The organism is Azospirillum oleiclasticum, assembly GCF_013423485.1.
Lineage (GTDB): Bacteria > Pseudomonadota > Alphaproteobacteria > Azospirillales > Azospirillaceae > Azospirillum > Azospirillum oleiclasticum.
Genome location: NZ_JABFFR010000011.1, coordinates 301,768 through 317,783, shown reverse-complemented (window position 1 = coordinate 317,783; position 16,016 = coordinate 301,768). Strand labels below are relative to the sequence as shown.

At 68.7% G+C, this 16,016-nt stretch carries 15 protein-coding genes; 8 read left to right on the top strand and 7 right to left on the bottom strand.

Annotation, left to right across the window (positions count from 1 at the left end):
• Positions 1-124 precede the first annotated feature (124 nt).
• The 4 genes from HL658_RS15270 to HL658_RS15255 are packed head-to-tail and all read right to left on the bottom strand — an operon-like array spanning position 125 to position 3,080.
• Positions 125-1,696, bottom strand: coding sequence for a GMC family oxidoreductase (locus HL658_RS15270; RefSeq protein ID WP_180282613.1), 1,572 nt, complete (start codon positions 1,694-1,696; stop codon positions 125-127).
• 54 nt (positions 1,697-1,750) lie between these two features.
• The gene (locus tag HL658_RS15265) at positions 1,751-2,305 is read right to left on the bottom strand and encodes a twin-arginine translocation signal domain-containing protein (RefSeq protein ID WP_180282612.1); all 555 of its coding nucleotides are present in this window, start codon (positions 2,303-2,305) and stop codon (positions 1,751-1,753) included.
• Between the two features lie 44 nt (positions 2,306-2,349).
• Positions 2,350-2,745 (bottom strand): VOC family protein, encoded by a 396-nt coding sequence (locus HL658_RS15260; RefSeq protein WP_180282611.1) that lies wholly within the window; start codon positions 2,743-2,745, stop codon positions 2,350-2,352.
• 14 nt (positions 2,746-2,759) lie between these two features.
• A complete protein-coding gene (locus tag HL658_RS15255; protein ID WP_180282689.1) occupies positions 2,760-3,080 on the bottom strand; it encodes a c-type cytochrome in 321 nt (106 codons plus the stop codon).
• A 530-nt stretch (positions 3,081-3,610) separates the two neighbouring features.
• On the opposite strand from HL658_RS15255, the gene HL658_RS15250 reads away from it, so the two are divergent.
• From HL658_RS15250 to HL658_RS15220, 7 genes are all read left to right on the top strand, one after another.
• The gene (locus tag HL658_RS15250; RefSeq protein ID WP_180282610.1) at positions 3,611-5,275 is read left to right on the top strand and encodes an aromatic/alkene/methane monooxygenase hydroxylase/oxygenase subunit alpha; all 1,665 of its coding nucleotides are present in this window, start codon (positions 3,611-3,613) and stop codon (positions 5,273-5,275) included.
• An 83-nt stretch (positions 5,276-5,358) separates the two neighbouring features.
• Complete coding sequence (locus HL658_RS15245; protein ID WP_180282609.1) at positions 5,359-6,432, top strand: NADH:ubiquinone reductase (Na(+)-transporting) subunit F; 1,074 nt, start codon at positions 5,359-5,361, stop codon at positions 6,430-6,432.
• A gap of 23 nt (positions 6,433-6,455) precedes the next feature.
• The gene (locus HL658_RS15240; protein ID WP_180282608.1) at positions 6,456-7,577 is read left to right on the top strand and encodes an aromatic/alkene monooxygenase hydroxylase subunit beta; all 1,122 of its coding nucleotides are present in this window, start codon (positions 6,456-6,458) and stop codon (positions 7,575-7,577) included.
• 34 nt (positions 7,578-7,611) lie between these two features.
• On the top strand, positions 7,612-7,968 hold the full coding sequence (locus tag HL658_RS15235; RefSeq protein ID WP_180282607.1) for an MmoB/DmpM family protein: 357 nt from the start codon (positions 7,612-7,614) through the stop codon (positions 7,966-7,968).
• A gap of 73 nt (positions 7,969-8,041) precedes the next feature.
• On the top strand, positions 8,042-9,679 hold the full coding sequence (gene groEL, locus HL658_RS15230) for a molecular chaperone GroEL (RefSeq protein WP_180282606.1): 1,638 nt from the start codon (positions 8,042-8,044) through the stop codon (positions 9,677-9,679).
• 213 nt (positions 9,680-9,892) lie between these two features.
• Entirely contained in the window at positions 9,893-11,974 is a 2,082-nt protein-coding gene (locus HL658_RS15225; protein WP_180282605.1) for a sigma-54-dependent Fis family transcriptional regulator, read from the top strand.
• 18 nt (positions 11,975-11,992) lie between these two features.
• A complete protein-coding gene (locus tag HL658_RS15220; protein ID WP_180282604.1) occupies positions 11,993-12,376 on the top strand; it encodes a ribbon-helix-helix domain-containing protein in 384 nt (127 codons plus the stop codon).
• Between the two features lie 17 nt (positions 12,377-12,393).
• Here the strand turns inward: HL658_RS15220 and HL658_RS15215 are convergent, their stop codons facing one another.
• The 3 genes from HL658_RS15215 to HL658_RS15205 all read right to left on the bottom strand — a co-directional run bounded on the left by HL658_RS15215 (position 12,394) and on the right by HL658_RS15205 (position 14,941).
• A complete protein-coding gene (locus tag HL658_RS15215; RefSeq protein WP_180282603.1) occupies positions 12,394-13,449 on the bottom strand; it encodes an amidohydrolase family protein in 1,056 nt (351 codons plus the stop codon).
• Positions 13,446-14,120, bottom strand: coding sequence for an RraA family protein (locus tag HL658_RS15210; RefSeq protein ID WP_180282602.1), 675 nt, complete (start codon positions 14,118-14,120; stop codon positions 13,446-13,448). The genes HL658_RS15215 and HL658_RS15210 overlap by 4 nt, the downstream gene beginning before the upstream one ends.
• Before the next feature lie 83 nt (positions 14,121-14,203).
• Positions 14,204-14,941: a helix-turn-helix domain-containing protein gene (locus HL658_RS15205; RefSeq protein WP_180282601.1), complete on the bottom strand. Its 738-nt coding sequence runs from the start codon at positions 14,939-14,941 to the stop codon at positions 14,204-14,206.
• 234 nt (positions 14,942-15,175) lie between these two features.
• Here HL658_RS15205 and HL658_RS15200 point away from each other — a divergent pair, with 234 nt between their 5' ends.
• On the top strand, positions 15,176-16,003 hold the full coding sequence (locus HL658_RS15200; protein ID WP_180282600.1) for a transporter substrate-binding domain-containing protein: 828 nt from the start codon (positions 15,176-15,178) through the stop codon (positions 16,001-16,003).
• Positions 16,004-16,016: the final 13 nt, after the last annotated feature.

The following is a 16,016-nucleotide window of genomic DNA, read 5'->3' as shown; positions in this document are numbered from 1 at the left end:
ATCCGATCGGCTTCCGGAGCACCCCGTGCGGTTCGGTATCGGGCGCCCCGGGCCGCCGCCGCCCCTGTGAAGGGCCGGCGGCGGGTGCATCCGTGGGCACGGCCCGGATTCAGGCCGTCGTCGCTCAGATCTCCCGCTTGCCCATCTGATCGGCGATGAAGTCGGCCTGCCGGATCGCCAGGGCGACGATGGTCAGGGTCGGGTTCTCGGAGCCGCCGGTGGTGAACTGGCTGCCGTCGGAAACGAACAGGTTCTTCACGTCATGCGCCTGTCCCCACTTGTTCACCACGCCGTCGCGCGCGTTCGCGCTCATGCGGTTGGTTCCGAGATTGTGGGTGGAGGGGTATGGCGGGGTGTGGATGGTGCGCTTGGCGCCCACCGCGTCGTAAATGGCCGAGCCCCGGGCGAAGGCGTGATTGCGCATGGCGACATCGTTGGGGTGGTCGTCGAAATGCACGTTGGGGATCGCGAAGCCGAACTTGTCCTTGTCCGTCGCGTGCAGGGTGACGCGGTTGGTCTCGCGCGGCATGTCCTCGCCCACCAGCCACATGCCGGCCATGTGGTCGTACGCGTCGAGGGCCGAGGAAAAACCGCGCCCCCAGGCGCCCGGATCGAGGAAAGCCGCCATGAAGGGCACGCCCAGCGACAGCGTCTCCATCTCGTAGCCGCCGACGAAGCCGCGCCGGGGGTCGAAGCGGGACTCGTCCTTGACGATGCCGGCCATGGTGGTGCCGCGGTACATGTGCACCGGCTTCTCGAAGACGCCGTAGACCGAGCCGGTCATGTGCCGCATGTAGTTGCGCCCCACCTGCCCGGAGGAATTCGCCAACCCGTCCGGGAACATCGGCGAGGCCGAGTTCAGCAGCAGCCGGGGGCTTTCGATGGAGTTGCCGGCCACCGCGACGATGCGCGCGCGCTGCCGCTGCACCGCTCCGGACGCGTCGGCGTAGAGCACCGCGTTGGCGCGCCCGCGCGCGTCGTGCTCGATCTTCAGCACCTGGCTGTTCGGCCGGACCTCCAGGTTGCCGGTGGCTTCGCCCTTCGGGATTTCGCTGTAGAGGGTGGACCACTTCGCCCCGGACTTGCAGCCCTGGAAACAGAATCCGATCTGCTGGCAGGACCCGCGCCCGTCGCGCGCCTTGCTGTTGATCGACATGTTGCCGGTGTGGAAGTCGGAATAGCCGACCTTCTTCGCGCCGGCGGCCAGCACCTTGTAATTGTTGTTGCCGGGCAGGCGCGGAATGCCGTTGGTGCCGGTCGTGCCCATCTTGCTCTCGGCCTTGGCGTAGTAGGGCTCCATCTCCGCCAAGGTCACCGGCCAGTCCAGCAGGTTGGCGCCATCCAGGGCGCCGTAGGTGGTGCGCGCCTTGAACTCGTGCTCCTGGAAGCGCAGCGAGGCGCCGGCCCAGTGCACGGTGGAGCCGCCGACCGCCTTCACGATCCAGGCCGGCAGGTTCGGGAAATCCTTCGACACCCGCCATGTGCCCGAGGTCGTGCGCTTGTCCAGCCAGGAGATCTGGGCGAAGCTCTTCCATTCGTCGTTCACGAAATCCTGGATCTCGTGGCGTCCGCCGGCCTCCAGGCAGACGACCTTGATGCCCTTCTGCGCCAGCTCGTTGGCCAGCGTCCCGCCGCCGGCACCGCTGCCGATCACCACCACGACGCCGTCGTCATTCAAAGCGAAATTCGCAGCCATTCCTCATCCTCCCCCGTGTCGGTTCAGCCGGTTGGTTCACGCGTGCCGAACCGGTCAGGCCTCTTTGATCCAGTCGATGTCGTCGAAGCCGCGGTGCAGATAGCCACCCAGCTCCGCCGACGGTCCCTCGTAGCCGAGCTTCGCCCACACCTCCGGCTGGTTGTAGAGGGCGACCACCATGTCGCCGCGCACCTTCTGGAAGAAGGGCGTGGCCTCCATGGATTTCAGGACGGCCACGCGTTCCTCCTCCGTCTTCAGGGCGGCGTAGGGGGTCTTGCGCTGCGTCTGCGCGGCGGCGTCGAGCGCCGCCGCACCCTCGTTGAGCTGCCTGCCGAGCGCGGGTTCCTTCGCGGCGGCCTCGTCCATGGCGGCGATCGCACGCTCGTAATAGCCGTCGCCCAGCCGGTCGTGCGGGTAGAGGTCCCGCACCATGACCAGAAGCGTCTTCGCCGCGGCGGGATCGATGGCCTTCAGCGACCCCGCCCAGGCCGGCAGTGCCGGCAGCGACACCATCCCGCCCGACAGGGCGCCGACGGCGGCCGTGGACGCCGCCGAGCTCTTCAGGAAGCCTCGCCGGCTGATCCGGCTCCGTTTGTCGAGAACGCGCATGATCGACATCTCCTTCCCAGGGTCCGTTGTTCGTGATGAAGCGGTCACCGGTAGCGGCCGTGGCGCTGGAGCACCTCGATCTTGTAGCCGTCGGGGTCGGTGACGAAAAAGAAGCGCGCCAGCAGGGATCCGCCGGGCGCGAACTCCTTCACCGGCGTGACCGTGAAGCCCAGCGCGGTGAAGCGCGCGTGCTCGCCGTCCAGCTCGTCCACCGCCACCGCCATGTGGCCGTAGCCGTCGCCATGGGTGTAGGGTGCCGTCCGGTCGTGGTTGACCGTCAGCTCCAGCTCCATGTCGTTCTCCCGGTTGCGCAGGTAGATCAGCGTGAAGCCGTCGAACGGCAGCCGCTCCGCCGGCTCCAGCCCGAAGGCACGGGCGTAGAAATCCAGCGACCTCCGCTCGTCGAGGACGCGCACCATCATGTGGATGATCTTTGCCATCAGGTTCTCCCGGTTCAGTCGGCGGCGCTGGTCTGAAGGAATCGGATGATCTCCCGGCGAACCGTGTCGTTCGTCTGCCGGTAGTTCATGACGCTGCCGGGCAGGAACTCGTTGGAGTTGGTCAGCCAGCGTTCAAGCGTCGCGGTGTCCCAGGTGATGCCGGCTTTCCGCAGGGCGTCCGAATACTCGTAATCCGCCGCGGAGCCCGCCTTGCGGCCGACGACCCCGTGCAACGAGGGACCGGCGCGCGGGCCGTCGTCGCGCTTCACCGAATGGCAGGTCCCGCACTGCTGGCGGAACAGCGCCTCCCCTTCCGCCGCCGCCGCCGGCGCCATGAGGACTGGCAACGCGAACAGGGCCAGGGCCAACCTCGCGGCCAGCGCCGGCGTCACCGTCCGCGTGTGCAAGGCATGCGTCATGTCTCGCTTTCCCTCCTGAAGTCTGTGGGCCCGAGGTCTGTGGGGCGCGGTTCCGGCGCCGAGCCCCGGAAGGAAAGACAGCAACGGGCGTGCCAGATCGGCCGATGGCCTGCGCGGCCGGTCACGGACCTGTCCGTGCGTCATACTGTCTCATATTGGGACAATCCGTTGACGCAGCATGTCCCAGAATGCAACGCGGCCGCGGCCGTGTGCCCGCCCACCCGCAGCCTGGCCGTCACGGCGGGCGGTTGGCACGGCGCTTGCTGAATTGGTGCCACGAGGTGGCCACGGCCTCTCGCCAACGACCAGCCGTCACCAGGGCGCCCTCCGCGCCCAGGGTGGACCCAAGGCCCCGGCCGCCCACACCCCGACAAGACGCCTCGCCACAAGAACCGGGTCCGGCCGCAACGACCGCCGGACAACCACATTCCAAGGGAGAAGACGACATGCCGGATGGATTGACGCTCAACAAGATCACCAGCCAGAAGGGCATCAGCATCGGGGAAGCGGCGCGTCGGGTCGCCGATCTCGGCTGGACGCCGTCCTATGTGCAGGAGGCCATGAGCTTCCCCACCGACTACAAGATCACCAAGGCGCCGCGCGACCCGATGAAGCAGGTTCTGCGCTCCTACTTCCCGATGCAGGAGGAGAAGGACAACCGGGTCTACGGCGCGCTGGACGCGGCGCTCCGCGGCGACATGTTCCGCAACGTCGAGCCGCGCTGGATCGAGTGGATGAAGCTGTTCCTGGCGATCATCCCCTTCCCCGAGATTTCCGCCGCGCGGTCGATGGCGACGCTGGGCCAGCTCGCCCCCGGCGACGACCTGCGCACCGGCTTCACCATGCAGATGATCGACGAGTTCCGGCACTCGACGATCCAGATGAACCTCAAGAAATGGTACATGGAGAACTACATCGACCCCGCCGGCTTCGACATCACCGAGAAGGCGTTCGGCAAATGCTACGCCACCACCATCGGCCGGCAGTTCGGCGAGGCCTTCCTGACCGGTGACGCGATCACCGCGTCCAACATCTACCTCCAGGTCGTGGCGGAGACGGCCTTCACCAACACGCTGTTCGTGGCGATGCCGTCGGAGGCCGCGCGCAACGGCGACTACGCCCTGCCCACCGTCTTCCTGTCGGTGCAGAGCGATGAATCCCGCCACATCGGCAACGGGCATTCGATGCTCATGTCCGTCCTGAAGGAACCGGACAACCATCTGCTGCTGGAGCGCGACATCCGCTATTCATTCTGGCAGAACCACATGATCGTGGACGCCGCCATCGGCACCATCATCGAGTACGGCACCAAGCACCGCGACAAGACCAAGGAATCCTACGCCGAGCTCTGGCACCGCTGGATCTTCGAGGACTATTACCGCACCTACCTGCTGCCGCTGGAAAAGTACGGCATCAAGATCCACCACGACGACGTGCACGAGGCCTTCGACAGCATCGTGAAGAAAAACTACGTGCACAAGATCGCCCAGTTTTTCTCGGCCGGCTGGTGGGCCAACTTCTGGCGCATCGAGGCGATGACCGAGCGCGACTTCGACTGGTTCGAGAGCAAGTACCCCGGCTGGTACGACGAGTTCGGCGTGTGGTGGGAGAACTACGCCAAGCTGAGCAAACCCGGCAGCGTCCCCATCACCTTCGCCGACACCGGCTACGTCTACCCGCACCGCTGCTGGTCGAGCCTCGTCCCCTGCGTCATCCGCGAGGATTTCCAGGTCGATGAGGTGGACGGGGAGCTGTTCACCTACGCCTCCGAGGTCGACCGCTGGACGCACAAGGAAGCGTTCGCGGCCGAGTACCAGGGCCGTCCGACCCCCGCCATGGGCCGCTTCTCCGGCCGCCGCCAGTGGGAGGAGGTCTATGACGGCTGGGATTTGGCCGACGCCATCAAGGACATGGGCTTCGTACGCCCCGACGGGAAGACGCTGGTCGCCCAGCCGCATCTGTCCTTCGAGGAGAAGGACATGTGGACGCTCGATCATGTCCGCGGCCACACCATCCGCAGCCCGCTGCTGGCGCTGCGCGCGATGACGCCGGAGCAGCGCCGGGCGCACATCGACGAGTACCGCAAGGGCTTCACCATCCGCCGGGTCTGATCCCCGTCCCCAATGTCCGGAAACGCCGCCCCCTTCCCCATCGGGACGGGGGAAGGGCGCCCCCTTGCGGAGATCCCACGCCCATGAGCACCCAGGCTCTTCAGAAGAAGCCGGCCGTCCACACCGTGCGGCTGGAGCCGGTCGGCCTCGAGATGGAGGTGGAGGAGGGCGAGACCATCCTCGACGCCGCCTTCCGGCAGGGCGTCTCGTTGATGCACGGCTGCAAGGAGGGGCAATGCTCCGCCTGCAAATGCCTGCTGATCGACGGCGACGTCGAGATGCTGAAATACTCGACCTTCGCGCTCTCCGACCCCGAGCGCGACAGCAACCACATCCTGCTCTGCCGCACCGTCGCCTACAGCGACGTGGAGGTGGAACTGCTGAACTACGACGAGGATCTGCTGGCCCGCTCGATCCCCGTCAAGGACATCGCCGGGCGGCTGGCGGCGGTCGAGACGCTGACCCACGACATCGTCGCCATCGCCGTCACCCTCGACCAGCCCATGAAGTTCTGGGCCGGCCAGTATGTCGACATCACGCTGCCCGGCCATGGGATCACCCGCTCCTTCTCCATGGCGAACCCGCCGGGGGCGAACCCGCCGGGCGGACCGGCCCGGCTGGAGTTCATCATCAAGAAATACCCGCAGGGCGCCTTCTCCGGCGCTCTCGACGACGGACTGGCCGTGGGCGAGCCGGTCATGGTCCGCGGTCCCTACGGCACCTGCTTCCGGCGCGAGGAGCGCGAAGGGCCGATGATCCTGGTCGGCGGCGGGTCGGGCATGGCGCCGCTGCTGTCCATCCTGCACGATCAGGCGGCCAGCGGCGAGACCCGCCCCGTGCGCTTCTTCTACGGCGCCCGCACCCGGCGCGACCTGTTCCACCTCGAGCTTTTCGAGGCGTTCGCCCGCGCCATGCCCGATTTCGCCTTCATTCCCGCCCTGTCGCACGCGGGGGACGAGGACGGGTGGACGGGCGAGACCGGCTTCGTCCACGAGGTGCTGCGCCGGCACCTCGCCGCGATGCCCGATGTGGAGCAGGCCGACGTCTATTCCTGCGGCCCGCCGCCGATGATCGACGCGGTGCTGCCGGTCCTGCAGATGGCCGGCGTCGATTCGGCCCGCATCCACTTCGACAAGTTCACCCCCGCCACACGCTGAACAGACCAACGGGAGGAAACACGATGACCACCCAGCAGACCGCGTCGGCCGCCGCCGGCGCCAAGGTCTTCCCCGGCTCCGACAGCCGCCGCTACAATTACTTCGAACCCAAGGGCCGCAAGGCGACGCATTACGAGGATGTGACCGTCGATGTGCAGCCGGACCCGGAGCGCTACCTGCTCCAGGACTGGATCATCAGCTTCGGCGACGGCACCCCGACCTACTCCAAGAGCTGGACCGCGCTGCGCTGCGCCGACTGGCACCGCTTCCGCGCCCCCGACCAGGAGTGGGAGCGCACCCACTACCAGCGCCAGTCCACCATCGTCGGCATGATCCAGAACGTCGTGGACAACGCCCGGCGGGCCGGCGCCCCGCAGCGCTTCGACAAGGCGTGGGTCGGCGTCCTGCAGAACCACGTCGGCGCCTTCAAGCATGTGGAGTACGGGCTGGGCACGGCGCTGATGCGGGCGCAGCGCTACGGCTACACCCAGATGGTCAACAACGCCATCCTGACCAACGCCTCCTACAAGCTGCGTTTCGCCCAGGATCTGACGCTCTATCTGGCGGAGATCGCCACCGACATCGGCGGCTTCGACCTCGATGCCGGCAAGGCCCATTGGATGGACGACCCGATCTGGCAGCCCTGCCGCGAGGCGGTCGAGCACATCCGCGCCGCGGCGGATTTCCTGGAGCAGTATTTCGCCGCCAACCTCGTCTTCGAACCGCTGGTGGGCGAGCTGTTCCGCAGCGGATTCGTCATGCAGCTCGCCGCCGCCCAGAACGATTTCGCCACACCCTCCGTCGTCTCGGCCGCGGAAGCCGACTACGAGCGCAACCTCGCCAACGCGGTGGAGCTGTTCGCGCTTCTGGTGGGCGATCCCGTGCACGGCGAAGCGAACCGCGCCGTCCTCCAGGACTGGTTCGGCCGTCATTCGGCCCTGGCGGCCAGGGCGGCGCTCCAGCTCCAGCCGCTGTGGTCGCTGCCGCGGGTCAAGGTCGCCGGCTTCCTCGCCGCCTACGAACAGGCCCGCAACCGCGTCGCCGCCATCGGGCGGGAGGTCGGGTTCGTCGCCGACCTCCCGCCCATCCTGGTCGCGGAGCCCGCCCCCATCGCCGACGTCGCCGTGGCCGGCTCCGCCGAGTGACCGCCCCGAACCCATCCAGCGCGAGGAACCCGTCATGAGCGTCATCACCGGACAGCAGCTCTTCAAGCCGCTGAAGGACATCACCCACGAAAGCACCATCTCCCACCAGTGCGGCGTCACCATGAACGACAGCGTGGAGGCCCGCTGCATCGCCGAGGTGATGGAGGACAAGCCGGGCATCTCCGTCACCTATCTCCCCGCCATGATCCGTATCGACGGCGAAGGGCGCATCGAGTTCCGGATGAGCGAGATCGGCGAGGCGCTGGGCCGTGAGATGAACCCGCACCTGTTCGAGATCTCCACCTCCACCCATTACGGCCGGATGGTCATGGTGGACGACGACACCGTCGTCCTCTTCGGCAACATGGACGACGCGCTCGCCTACGAGTGAGGCCGTGCTCCAGGACCCCCGCCCCGCGCGGGGGTCTTCATCAAGCAAAAACTACAGGGAAGGAGACGTCCGCATGGCGAAGATGATGCTGCACCACGCCGAGGCGCGGGCCGCGCTCGGGCGCGGCGTGGAGAAGCTGGCGCTGGCGGTGCGCGGCACGCTCGGGCCGAAGGGAACCAACGCGATCATCGACCGCCCGGTCGGCACGCCGCTGGTCTCGCGCGACGGCGTCAGCATTGCGTCGGAGATCGAGCTGCCCTGCCGCTTCGAAAACATGGGCGCGCAGGTCGTGCGCGAGGTGTCCCGGCAGACCAACGACGTCGCCGGTGACGGCACCACCACCGCGACCGTGCTCGCCGATGCGCTCGTCCGGGACGGCATCGGCGTTCTCGCCGACGGGTGCAGTCCGGTGGAGTTGGCGGCCGGCATGGACCGCGCCTGCGCCTTCGTCGTGGAGCGGCTTCGCGCGGGCGCCCGGCCTCTCCACCGCGACGGCCTTGAGCAGGTGGCGACCGTCGCCGCGACCGAGCCGGCGCTCGGACGACTGGTGGCGGACGCCCTGCGCCGTGTCGGGCCGGAGGGGGTGATCGACATCGACTACGGCCTTCCGGGCACGCCGACGGCCCTGTCGGTGATGGAAGGGATGGTGCTCGACCGCGGCTTCCTGTCCCATCACATGGCGACCGAACCCACCGGCCGCATGGCGGTGCTGGAACGGCCGCGCATCCTGCTGACCGACCACAAGGTCACCGGGCCCGACGCGATCCTGGCCCTGCTCGACCGGGTGGGGCGCGACGGCCGGCCGCTGCTGGTGGTCGCCGATGCGGTGGCCCCGGAGGTGGTGGCGGCCATCATGGGCCTGCGGCGGGACGGGCGCGGCGTCGTGGTGGCGATCAACCCGCCGGAGTTCGGTCACTGGCGTCAGGTCATGCTGGAGGACATCGCCATCCTGACCGGCGGGCGCGTGATCGCCCGCGACCTCGGCGGCCGGCTGGAGGCGGTCACCGCCGCCGATCTGGGCTCCGCCGACCGCATCGAGGTCACCGCCTCCGCCACCACCATCCTGCGCGGCCACGGCGAGCCGGAGTCCGTGCGCGCCCGCCGGTCCCTGGTGCAGCGCCAGTGGGAGGAGGCGCCCCCCAACATCGAGCGCGACAAGCTTGCCCAGCGGCTGGCGAAGCTGACGCACGGAACCGCCCTGATCCAGACCGGTGGCGCCACGCCGGTGGAGCAGAAGCGCACTGCTCAGCTTCTGGAGGACTCGCTCGCCGCCGCCCGCGCGGCCCTGGAGGAGGGCGTCGTACCCGGCGGCGGCACGGCGCTCGCCCGGCTGGTCCCTGCGCTCGACGCCCTGGCGGAGGAGGCGCCGGACGGGGAGCGGACCGGCATCCGGCTGGTGCAGCGGGCGATGGTGCAGCCGCTGTCCTGCATCGCCGCCAACGCCGGGCAGGACGGTGCGGCGGTGGTGGCGCGCGTCGCCGGCCTGCCGGACGGAACCGGCTTCGACGCGCGCGCCGGCCGTTTCTGCGACCTGTTCGCCGCCGGCATCATCGACCCGGTCAAGGTAACCCGGCTGGCGCTGGAGAACGCCGTGTCGGTCGCCAAGCTGATCCTGACCACCCACACGCTGATCGCCGACCTGCCGGAGGAGGGCGACCCGACGGCGGGGCCGGCGCGCGGTGGCGGGGCGGAAACCTTCGGCCGCCGTTAGGGCGGCGCTGCCGCCGGGGAGCGGGTGTGGAAAAATGGCGGTAGTGTAATCCGCTACTACCCGCCCTCCGATCGCCTCCGTTATAGTTCGTCCACAGAGCAGTTGGTGGAGCGGATCGTTTCCGCCCAACCACCGTCGGAAGCCCGGCCGCCGCCTCCAGGGACGACGGACGACAAGAACGCCGGGCCGCAACGGACGACAGGGAGGGGACGCATGCTGACCAAGGGAAGCGCCGGTCTGAACAGCCTCGCCACGACCTCGCCCGGGCCTCTGCTCCACGGGCTCGCCGATGAGGAGTCGGCGACCATGAAGGCGTGGGAGGACTTCGTCTCCGGTTCCCGGCACGAGAACCTCGTGGTCCGCGACGTGGTGGTCCGGTCCTGGAACCGCTGCCGCGATTTCCTCGTCGATGCCCGCGCCGGGGCCGCCCCGGTGCTTGAGGCCGGCAGGATCGAGGCGCTGCGCCGCGACAACCGCGACCTGCTCCAGGCCGCGGCCGCGACGTTGGCGGAGGCCGCCGACCTGCTGGCCGGCACCCGCACCGTGATGCTGATCACCGACGCCAACGGCGTGGTGCTGGAAACCGTCGGCGACCGCGCGACGCTGGCGGCGGCCTGCGACATCAGCCTGGGCACCGGCGGGTGCTGGAGCGAGGACCGCGCCGGCACCAACGGCATCGGCACCGCGCTGGCGTCCAAGCAGCCGGTGCTGGTCCACGCCGCCGAGCACTATTGCGCGGGCATCAAGAGCTGGAGCTGCGCCGGCTCGCCCATCCACGACCCGGTTGACGGGTCGGTCGTCGGGTTGCTGGACATTTCCGGTCTCAAGAACTCCTTCGGCAGCCAGGCGCTGGCGCTGGCGGTCGTGGCGGCACGGCAGGTGGAATGGAACCTCGCCCGCCAGACCGAGGCGGAACACATGCGCCTGATGGAGGCGTGCCTGGAGGACAGCCACCGCTACGCCGGCGACGGTCTGATCGCGCTGGACGCCAAGGGGCGGCTTCTCTACGCCAGCCGCAAGGCGGCCCTCCTGCTGAAGAGCCGCATGGGTGCCCGCATGCCCGACCTCAGCCGCGGAAGCCGGCTGTCCGTCCACCAGAGGTCCGACGCCGACGCGCTCGACGGTGACCGGAAGCGGCTGTCGGTGCCGGCGGACTGGGTCAAGCCGCTGTTGCTGGATGGCGACCGGCGCGGCACGCTGCTGGTCATTCCCGGTGCCCGGACGCCGCGGTCGGCGGGCGGGCGCTCTCCGGTCGCCGACGAGTCGGATGGCGCGCGTTCACGCTTCGCCGGCATCGTCGGCGGCAGCGACGGCCTGCGGCTGGTGATCGGGCAGGCGGAGCGGCTGGCGCCGCTCCATGTCCCCGTGCTGATCGAGGGCGAAACGGGCGTGGGCAAGGAGCTGTTCGCCCGCGCCATCCACGGGCACAGTGCGGTCGCCGACGGGCCCTTCGTGCCCTTCAATTGCGGCGCCGTGTCGCGCGAGATGCTGGGGAGCGAGCTGTTCGGCTATGTCCGCGGCGCCTTCACCGGCGCCAGCACCGAGGGCCGCGTCGGTCGCTTCGAGCTGGCCAACGGCGGCACGCTCTGCCTCGACGAGATCGGTGAGCTTCCGCTGGATCTGCAGCCCTATCTGCTGCGCGTGCTGGAGGAGGGCGTGCTCTACCGGATCGGCGACAACACGCCCCGGCGGGTGTCGGTCCGGCTGTTGACCATGACCAACCGGAACCTGCGGCAGGAGGTGGGCGCCGGCCGCTTCCGCCGCGACCTCTACCACCGCCTGAGCGTCACGTCGCTCCGGGTGCCGCCGCTGCGGGAGCGCGACGGGGACGTCGGGCAACTCATCGGGCATTTCAACGCCCTGCTCGCCGGGCGGCACGGGCGTGCGCCGGTCCGCTTCAGCGCGGCGGCACTCGACCGCCTGCACGGGTACGACTGGCCGGGCAACGTCCGGGAACTGCGGAACCTCGTGGAGCGCATGATCCTGCTGTCGCCCGACGGAACCGCGGATGTCGGCGATCTGCCGGAGGAGTTGCGCGGCGGTGGTGCGCCGTCTTGCACCCCTGTGTCCGACGGCGGCGATCCGCCGGTGCCGATGTCGCTGACCTCGACCGAGCAGCGGACGATCGAGAGCGTCATCATGGCGACCGGCGGAAACCTGTCGGACGCGGCGGCCGTGCTCGGCATTTCCCGCAGCACGCTCTACCGGAAAATGAACCAGTACGGCATCCGGCGCGACCCCGCCGGGCCGCATCACAACCTCAAGCCGCTCGCATGCCGCTACGGCCGGGCGTGACCGGGAAGGGGAAGCGTCATGTGCCGGATCTTCGTCAACACCGATCCCATCCTCTACGAATCCCGGTCACGCTCGGTCCGCATCCACGGGATGGTGACCAGCATCCGGCTGGAAAACCTGTTCTGGAACGTGCTCGCCGACATCGCCGCCGACCAGGGCATGACCACGAACCGGCTGATCATGACCCTGTATGACGAGGTGGTGGAGGCGCATGGAAAGGTGCAGAACCTCGCGTCCTTCCTGCGGGTGAGCTGCGTGCGCTACATGGAAGCCGGTCCCGGAGCCGCCGCCGCTCCCGTGGATGTCGATGAGGACACAGCGATGCGGCACGACGATCCGCCGTCATCCTCGGTCCACCGGCTGCGGCCCCCGCGCCGCGCCGCCGCGCCGCGGAGCGGCTGACCCCGGACCGGCCCCCGTCAACAGTTCAGGCCGAGCAGAGTCGGGTCGAGGCGGTAGGTCGTGACGGCCGTTCCGTGGAACAGCGCCTTGCGCTCGCCCTGGGAGAACCCTGCGGTCATCCTTTTGTAGGCGTTCCACAGCGACACATAGTCCACCATGCCCTTGTCGACCGGGAAGTTGCTCTCGAACATGCAGCGCGCCGGCCCGAACAGCTCGATGCAACGGAGCATGTAGGGGGCCCAGGCATCGACAAGCCGCGACGACGACGGCGGCCGGTCCCCTTCATGGAAATCGAAGCCGTTCACCCGCATCGCCAGTCCGCCGAGCTTGAGGCGGACGTTGGGGCGCTCGGCGATGCGCGCCATCCGCGCCGACCAGTCCGCGAACACCTCGTCGCGCCGTCCCCGGTAGCGCCCCATCCCGAGCGGGCAGCCACAGTGGTTGAGCACGATGACCGTGTCGGGGCAGGCATCGGCGAGGACGGTGATCTCGTCGAGCTGCGTGTGGTAGCAGAAGACGTCCAGCGTCAACCCGTGCGCCGGCAACAGGCGGGCGGCTTCGGCGAAGCGCGGATCGATGACCATCCCGGCCGGCGGGGGCACCGGGTTTGAGGTGATCTCGGGATCGTCGTGCCGCGCGGTCTGATTGCGGATGCCGCGCAGCCGGCCCTCGCCGGCCCCCGCCAGCGCCTCCAGCACGGGCTCGATCCCGCGACCGAGCATCATGTCGGCGAAGGCGACGATGCCGGCGCAAGCGTAGCGGCGACCGTAGAGGCCGCTCGCGGCCTGCGCCGCCACGCCGTTCGCGAACTCGACCTCGCCGACCGGCTGCAGCGGCGGTGGCAGGTCCGGACGGTACATCGACTTGGCCTGCAGATAGACCGTGGCCCGCACGTCGTGCCCGGCCTCCATGTCCGCCAGGAGATCGAGGAACAGGTAGCGCTGCCCCTCCGGACGGTCCCACAGGTGATGATGGCAATCGACGATCGCCAGCTCCGGCTCCAGGGCGCGCTCGCCGGCCAGGGCCAGCCAGTCCGGCCTGACCGGCGCGTGAAGGCCGCGCGTCGACGTCATTCCTCGACCTCGCAGCCAAGGCGGGTCAGGCTCTCATCGACCCAGCGCCGGTCGTAGCGGCGCTCCTCGATGGCCCGCATCATCTGCTGCTCCGCCCTCTGCTTGGCATCGGCCGCCGCATACACGGATTCGGCCTGAGCGAAGGGAACGCACAGCACCCCGTCCTCGTCGCCGATGACGAGATCCCCCGGCTCGACCACCATGCCGTCGATGGCGATCGGCACGTTGATCTCTCCGGGGCCGTCCTTGTAGGGGCCGCGGTGGGTCACGCCGGCCGCATAGACCGGAAAATCATGCGCACCGATCCAGCCCGCGTCGCGGATCGCCCCGTTGATCACGATGCCGGCGATCCCGCGGGTCTGCGCGTAGGAGACCATCAGTTCGCCGATCAGGGCGTTGGTCAGGTCGCCGCCGCCATCGACCACCACGACGTCGCCGGGGCCGGCGAGGTCGAGCGCCTTGTGGATCATCAGGTTGTCGCCGGGGCGGGTCTTGACCGTGACGGCCACGCCGGCCATGCCGCCGCCGCGGTGCAGCGGGCGCAGGCGCGGGCCGCCGGCGGTCATGCGCGCCATCGAATCGCTGACGTTGGCGACGGGAAGCCCGCGGAAGCGCGAAACCAGATCCGCGCCCACCTGCCGGCGGCGCTTCAGAATGCGAAATCCGATCATGGAGAACCTCGTGTTGGGGCCGATGGCGATGGTGATGGCGGCCGGAGCGTCGGCCGGCCGGTCATGGCAAGCGGGCCGTGCCGTCAGCCGGCATCGCGCGGACGGGTGGCGGTGTGGTCGATGTCCCGGTAATGCCCGGTCGACCCGAAGGTGGCGGAAAGCCGGGCGGCCTCCCGCAGGAGAAGGGAGCGGACGGCCGGATCGGCCGGCTGGAACCGTCCGATCGGCCCCGACAGCGTCAGCGCGCCGACCAGCTTTTCGCGGACGCCGAACACCGGTGTGGAGATCGATGTCGTCAGGGGGTCGATCAGCCCCGCCGACTGGCGGATGTAGCTTCCGTCCAGCATCGGCTGCTCGGCGGCGCGCTGGAGCACCTGGCCCGTCGATGTCTCGTCCAGCGGCACCGTGTCGCCCTGCCGCAAGCTGACGCGCAGGCTCTGGGGCGAGTTCTGCCGGAACAGGCAGATCCTCATCGTCCCCTCGCGCACATAGAAGGAGGCGGTTTCCCGCGACTCCGCCACCAGCGTCTGCAACGACGGCCGGATGATTTCCAGATAGTCGATGGACTGCTCGTAGCTGTAGGCAAGGCTCAGGACCTTGGTGCCCAACTGGTAGCTGCCGTCCTCGTTCTTCCGGACCATGCTCTCGCGGGTCAGCGTGATCATGTAGCGCAGGATCACGCTCTTGAAGAGACCGGTGATCTCTTCGAGTTCGCCCAGCGACAACGGCCCTTTCGCAACCAGGAAGGCGTTGAGGATCGCCATGGTGCGCTCGGCGGCGGAGACGGAACGGTCCGGCGCGGGCTCGCTCTTGTTCGGCACGGATTCTCTTCCAGCTTGTGGGCCGCCTTGGACGCTTGGCGGACGCCAGGATAACGCGCCGGGCCCGGCTTTGCAAATTTTCATAACGCCGTTATGAAAATTTGGGAAGGGGCGTATCGGCTGTCGCGGCCGGCGCCTCGCAAGGCTGAACGCGGTTCCAGCTTGGGCTGAAACATATTGCGTTTCGAAAAATCATAATGCCATTATGAAATCGCAACCCAGATGGAGAGGACCATGCAGCCCATTTCCCTCGCTCGTCGGCTTGGACTCGTCGCGGTCGCACTGGGCGTGTTCGGCGCGCCGTCGGCCTGGGCCGACCGCCTCGACGACATCAAGGCCCGCGGCACGCTGATCTGCGCCACGCTGAATTCCTCGGAACCGCTGGGTTATCAGGACCCGGTTTCGCGCAAGACCGTCGGCTTCGATGTCGACACCTGCGCCGCCATCGCCCAGCGCCTCGGCGTCACGCTCGACCTCCGGTCGGTGTCGGTGGAGGCCCGCATCGCCGAGCTGTCGCTCGGCCGTGTCGACCTGATCGCCGCGGCGCTCGGCTACACCAAGGAGCGCGCGCAGCAGATCGCCTTCTCCGACGCCCACTATCAGGTTCCGATCAAGCTGATCGTGAAGACGGACTCGACGCTCAACGCGCTGGCCGACTTCAAGGGCAAGAAGATCAGCGCCAACAAGGGTTCGACGCCGGAGCTCTACGCGCGCCGCCGGACGGAGGCCGAGGTGGTGACCTTCCAGGACCCGCCGGCCGCGTTCCTGGCCCTGCAGCAGGGCAAGGTGGACGGTCTGGCGCTGGCGGCACCGTCGGCCGTGCGCTTCGTCAACGAGACCGGCGGCAAGTTCCGTTTCGCGGCTGAAGCCCTCGCCTTCGAAGCCACGGCGCTCGGCGTGAAGAAGGACGAGCCGGCCCTGCTGGCGGCCGTCAACAAGGCGCTGGCCGATATGGAAGCCGCCGGCGAGATCGATGCGCTGTGGAACAAGTGGTACGGGCCGAACACCAAGTTCAACCTGCCGCGCGAGAAGAAGCTGACGCCCATCTCGTCCTTCGAATGACCGCCTGAACCCC

Coding starts and splice junctions, on each gene's coding strand:
- HL658_RS15220 (WP_180282604.1), top strand. CDS start 11,993: ATGTGCCGGATCTTCGTCAACACCGATCCCATCCTCTACGAATCCCGG.
- HL658_RS15255 (WP_180282689.1), bottom strand. CDS start 3,080: ATGGCGCCGGCGGCGGCGGCGGAAGGGGAGGCGCTGTTCCGCCAGCAG.
- groEL (WP_180282606.1), top strand. CDS start 8,042: ATGGCGAAGATGATGCTGCACCACGCCGAGGCGCGGGCCGCGCTCGGG.
- HL658_RS15270 (WP_180282613.1), bottom strand. CDS start 1,696: ATGGCTGCGAATTTCGCTTTGAATGACGACGGCGTCGTGGTGGTGATC.
- HL658_RS15245 (WP_180282609.1), top strand. CDS start 5,359: ATGAGCACCCAGGCTCTTCAGAAGAAGCCGGCCGTCCACACCGTGCGG.
- HL658_RS15210 (WP_180282602.1), bottom strand. CDS start 14,120: ATGATCGGATTTCGCATTCTGAAGCGCCGCCGGCAGGTGGGCGCGGAT.
- HL658_RS15235 (WP_180282607.1), top strand. CDS start 7,612: ATGAGCGTCATCACCGGACAGCAGCTCTTCAAGCCGCTGAAGGACATC.
- HL658_RS15200 (WP_180282600.1), top strand. CDS start 15,176: ATGCAGCCCATTTCCCTCGCTCGTCGGCTTGGACTCGTCGCGGTCGCA.
- HL658_RS15260 (WP_180282611.1), bottom strand. CDS start 2,745: ATGGCAAAGATCATCCACATGATGGTGCGCGTCCTCGACGAGCGGAGG.
- HL658_RS15225 (WP_180282605.1), top strand. CDS start 9,893: ATGCTGACCAAGGGAAGCGCCGGTCTGAACAGCCTCGCCACGACCTCG.
- HL658_RS15265 (WP_180282612.1), bottom strand. CDS start 2,305: ATGCGCGTTCTCGACAAACGGAGCCGGATCAGCCGGCGAGGCTTCCTG.
- HL658_RS15250 (WP_180282610.1), top strand. CDS start 3,611: ATGCCGGATGGATTGACGCTCAACAAGATCACCAGCCAGAAGGGCATC.
- HL658_RS15215 (WP_180282603.1), bottom strand. CDS start 13,449: ATGACGTCGACGCGCGGCCTTCACGCGCCGGTCAGGCCGGACTGGCTG.
- HL658_RS15240 (WP_180282608.1), top strand. CDS start 6,456: ATGACCACCCAGCAGACCGCGTCGGCCGCCGCCGGCGCCAAGGTCTTC.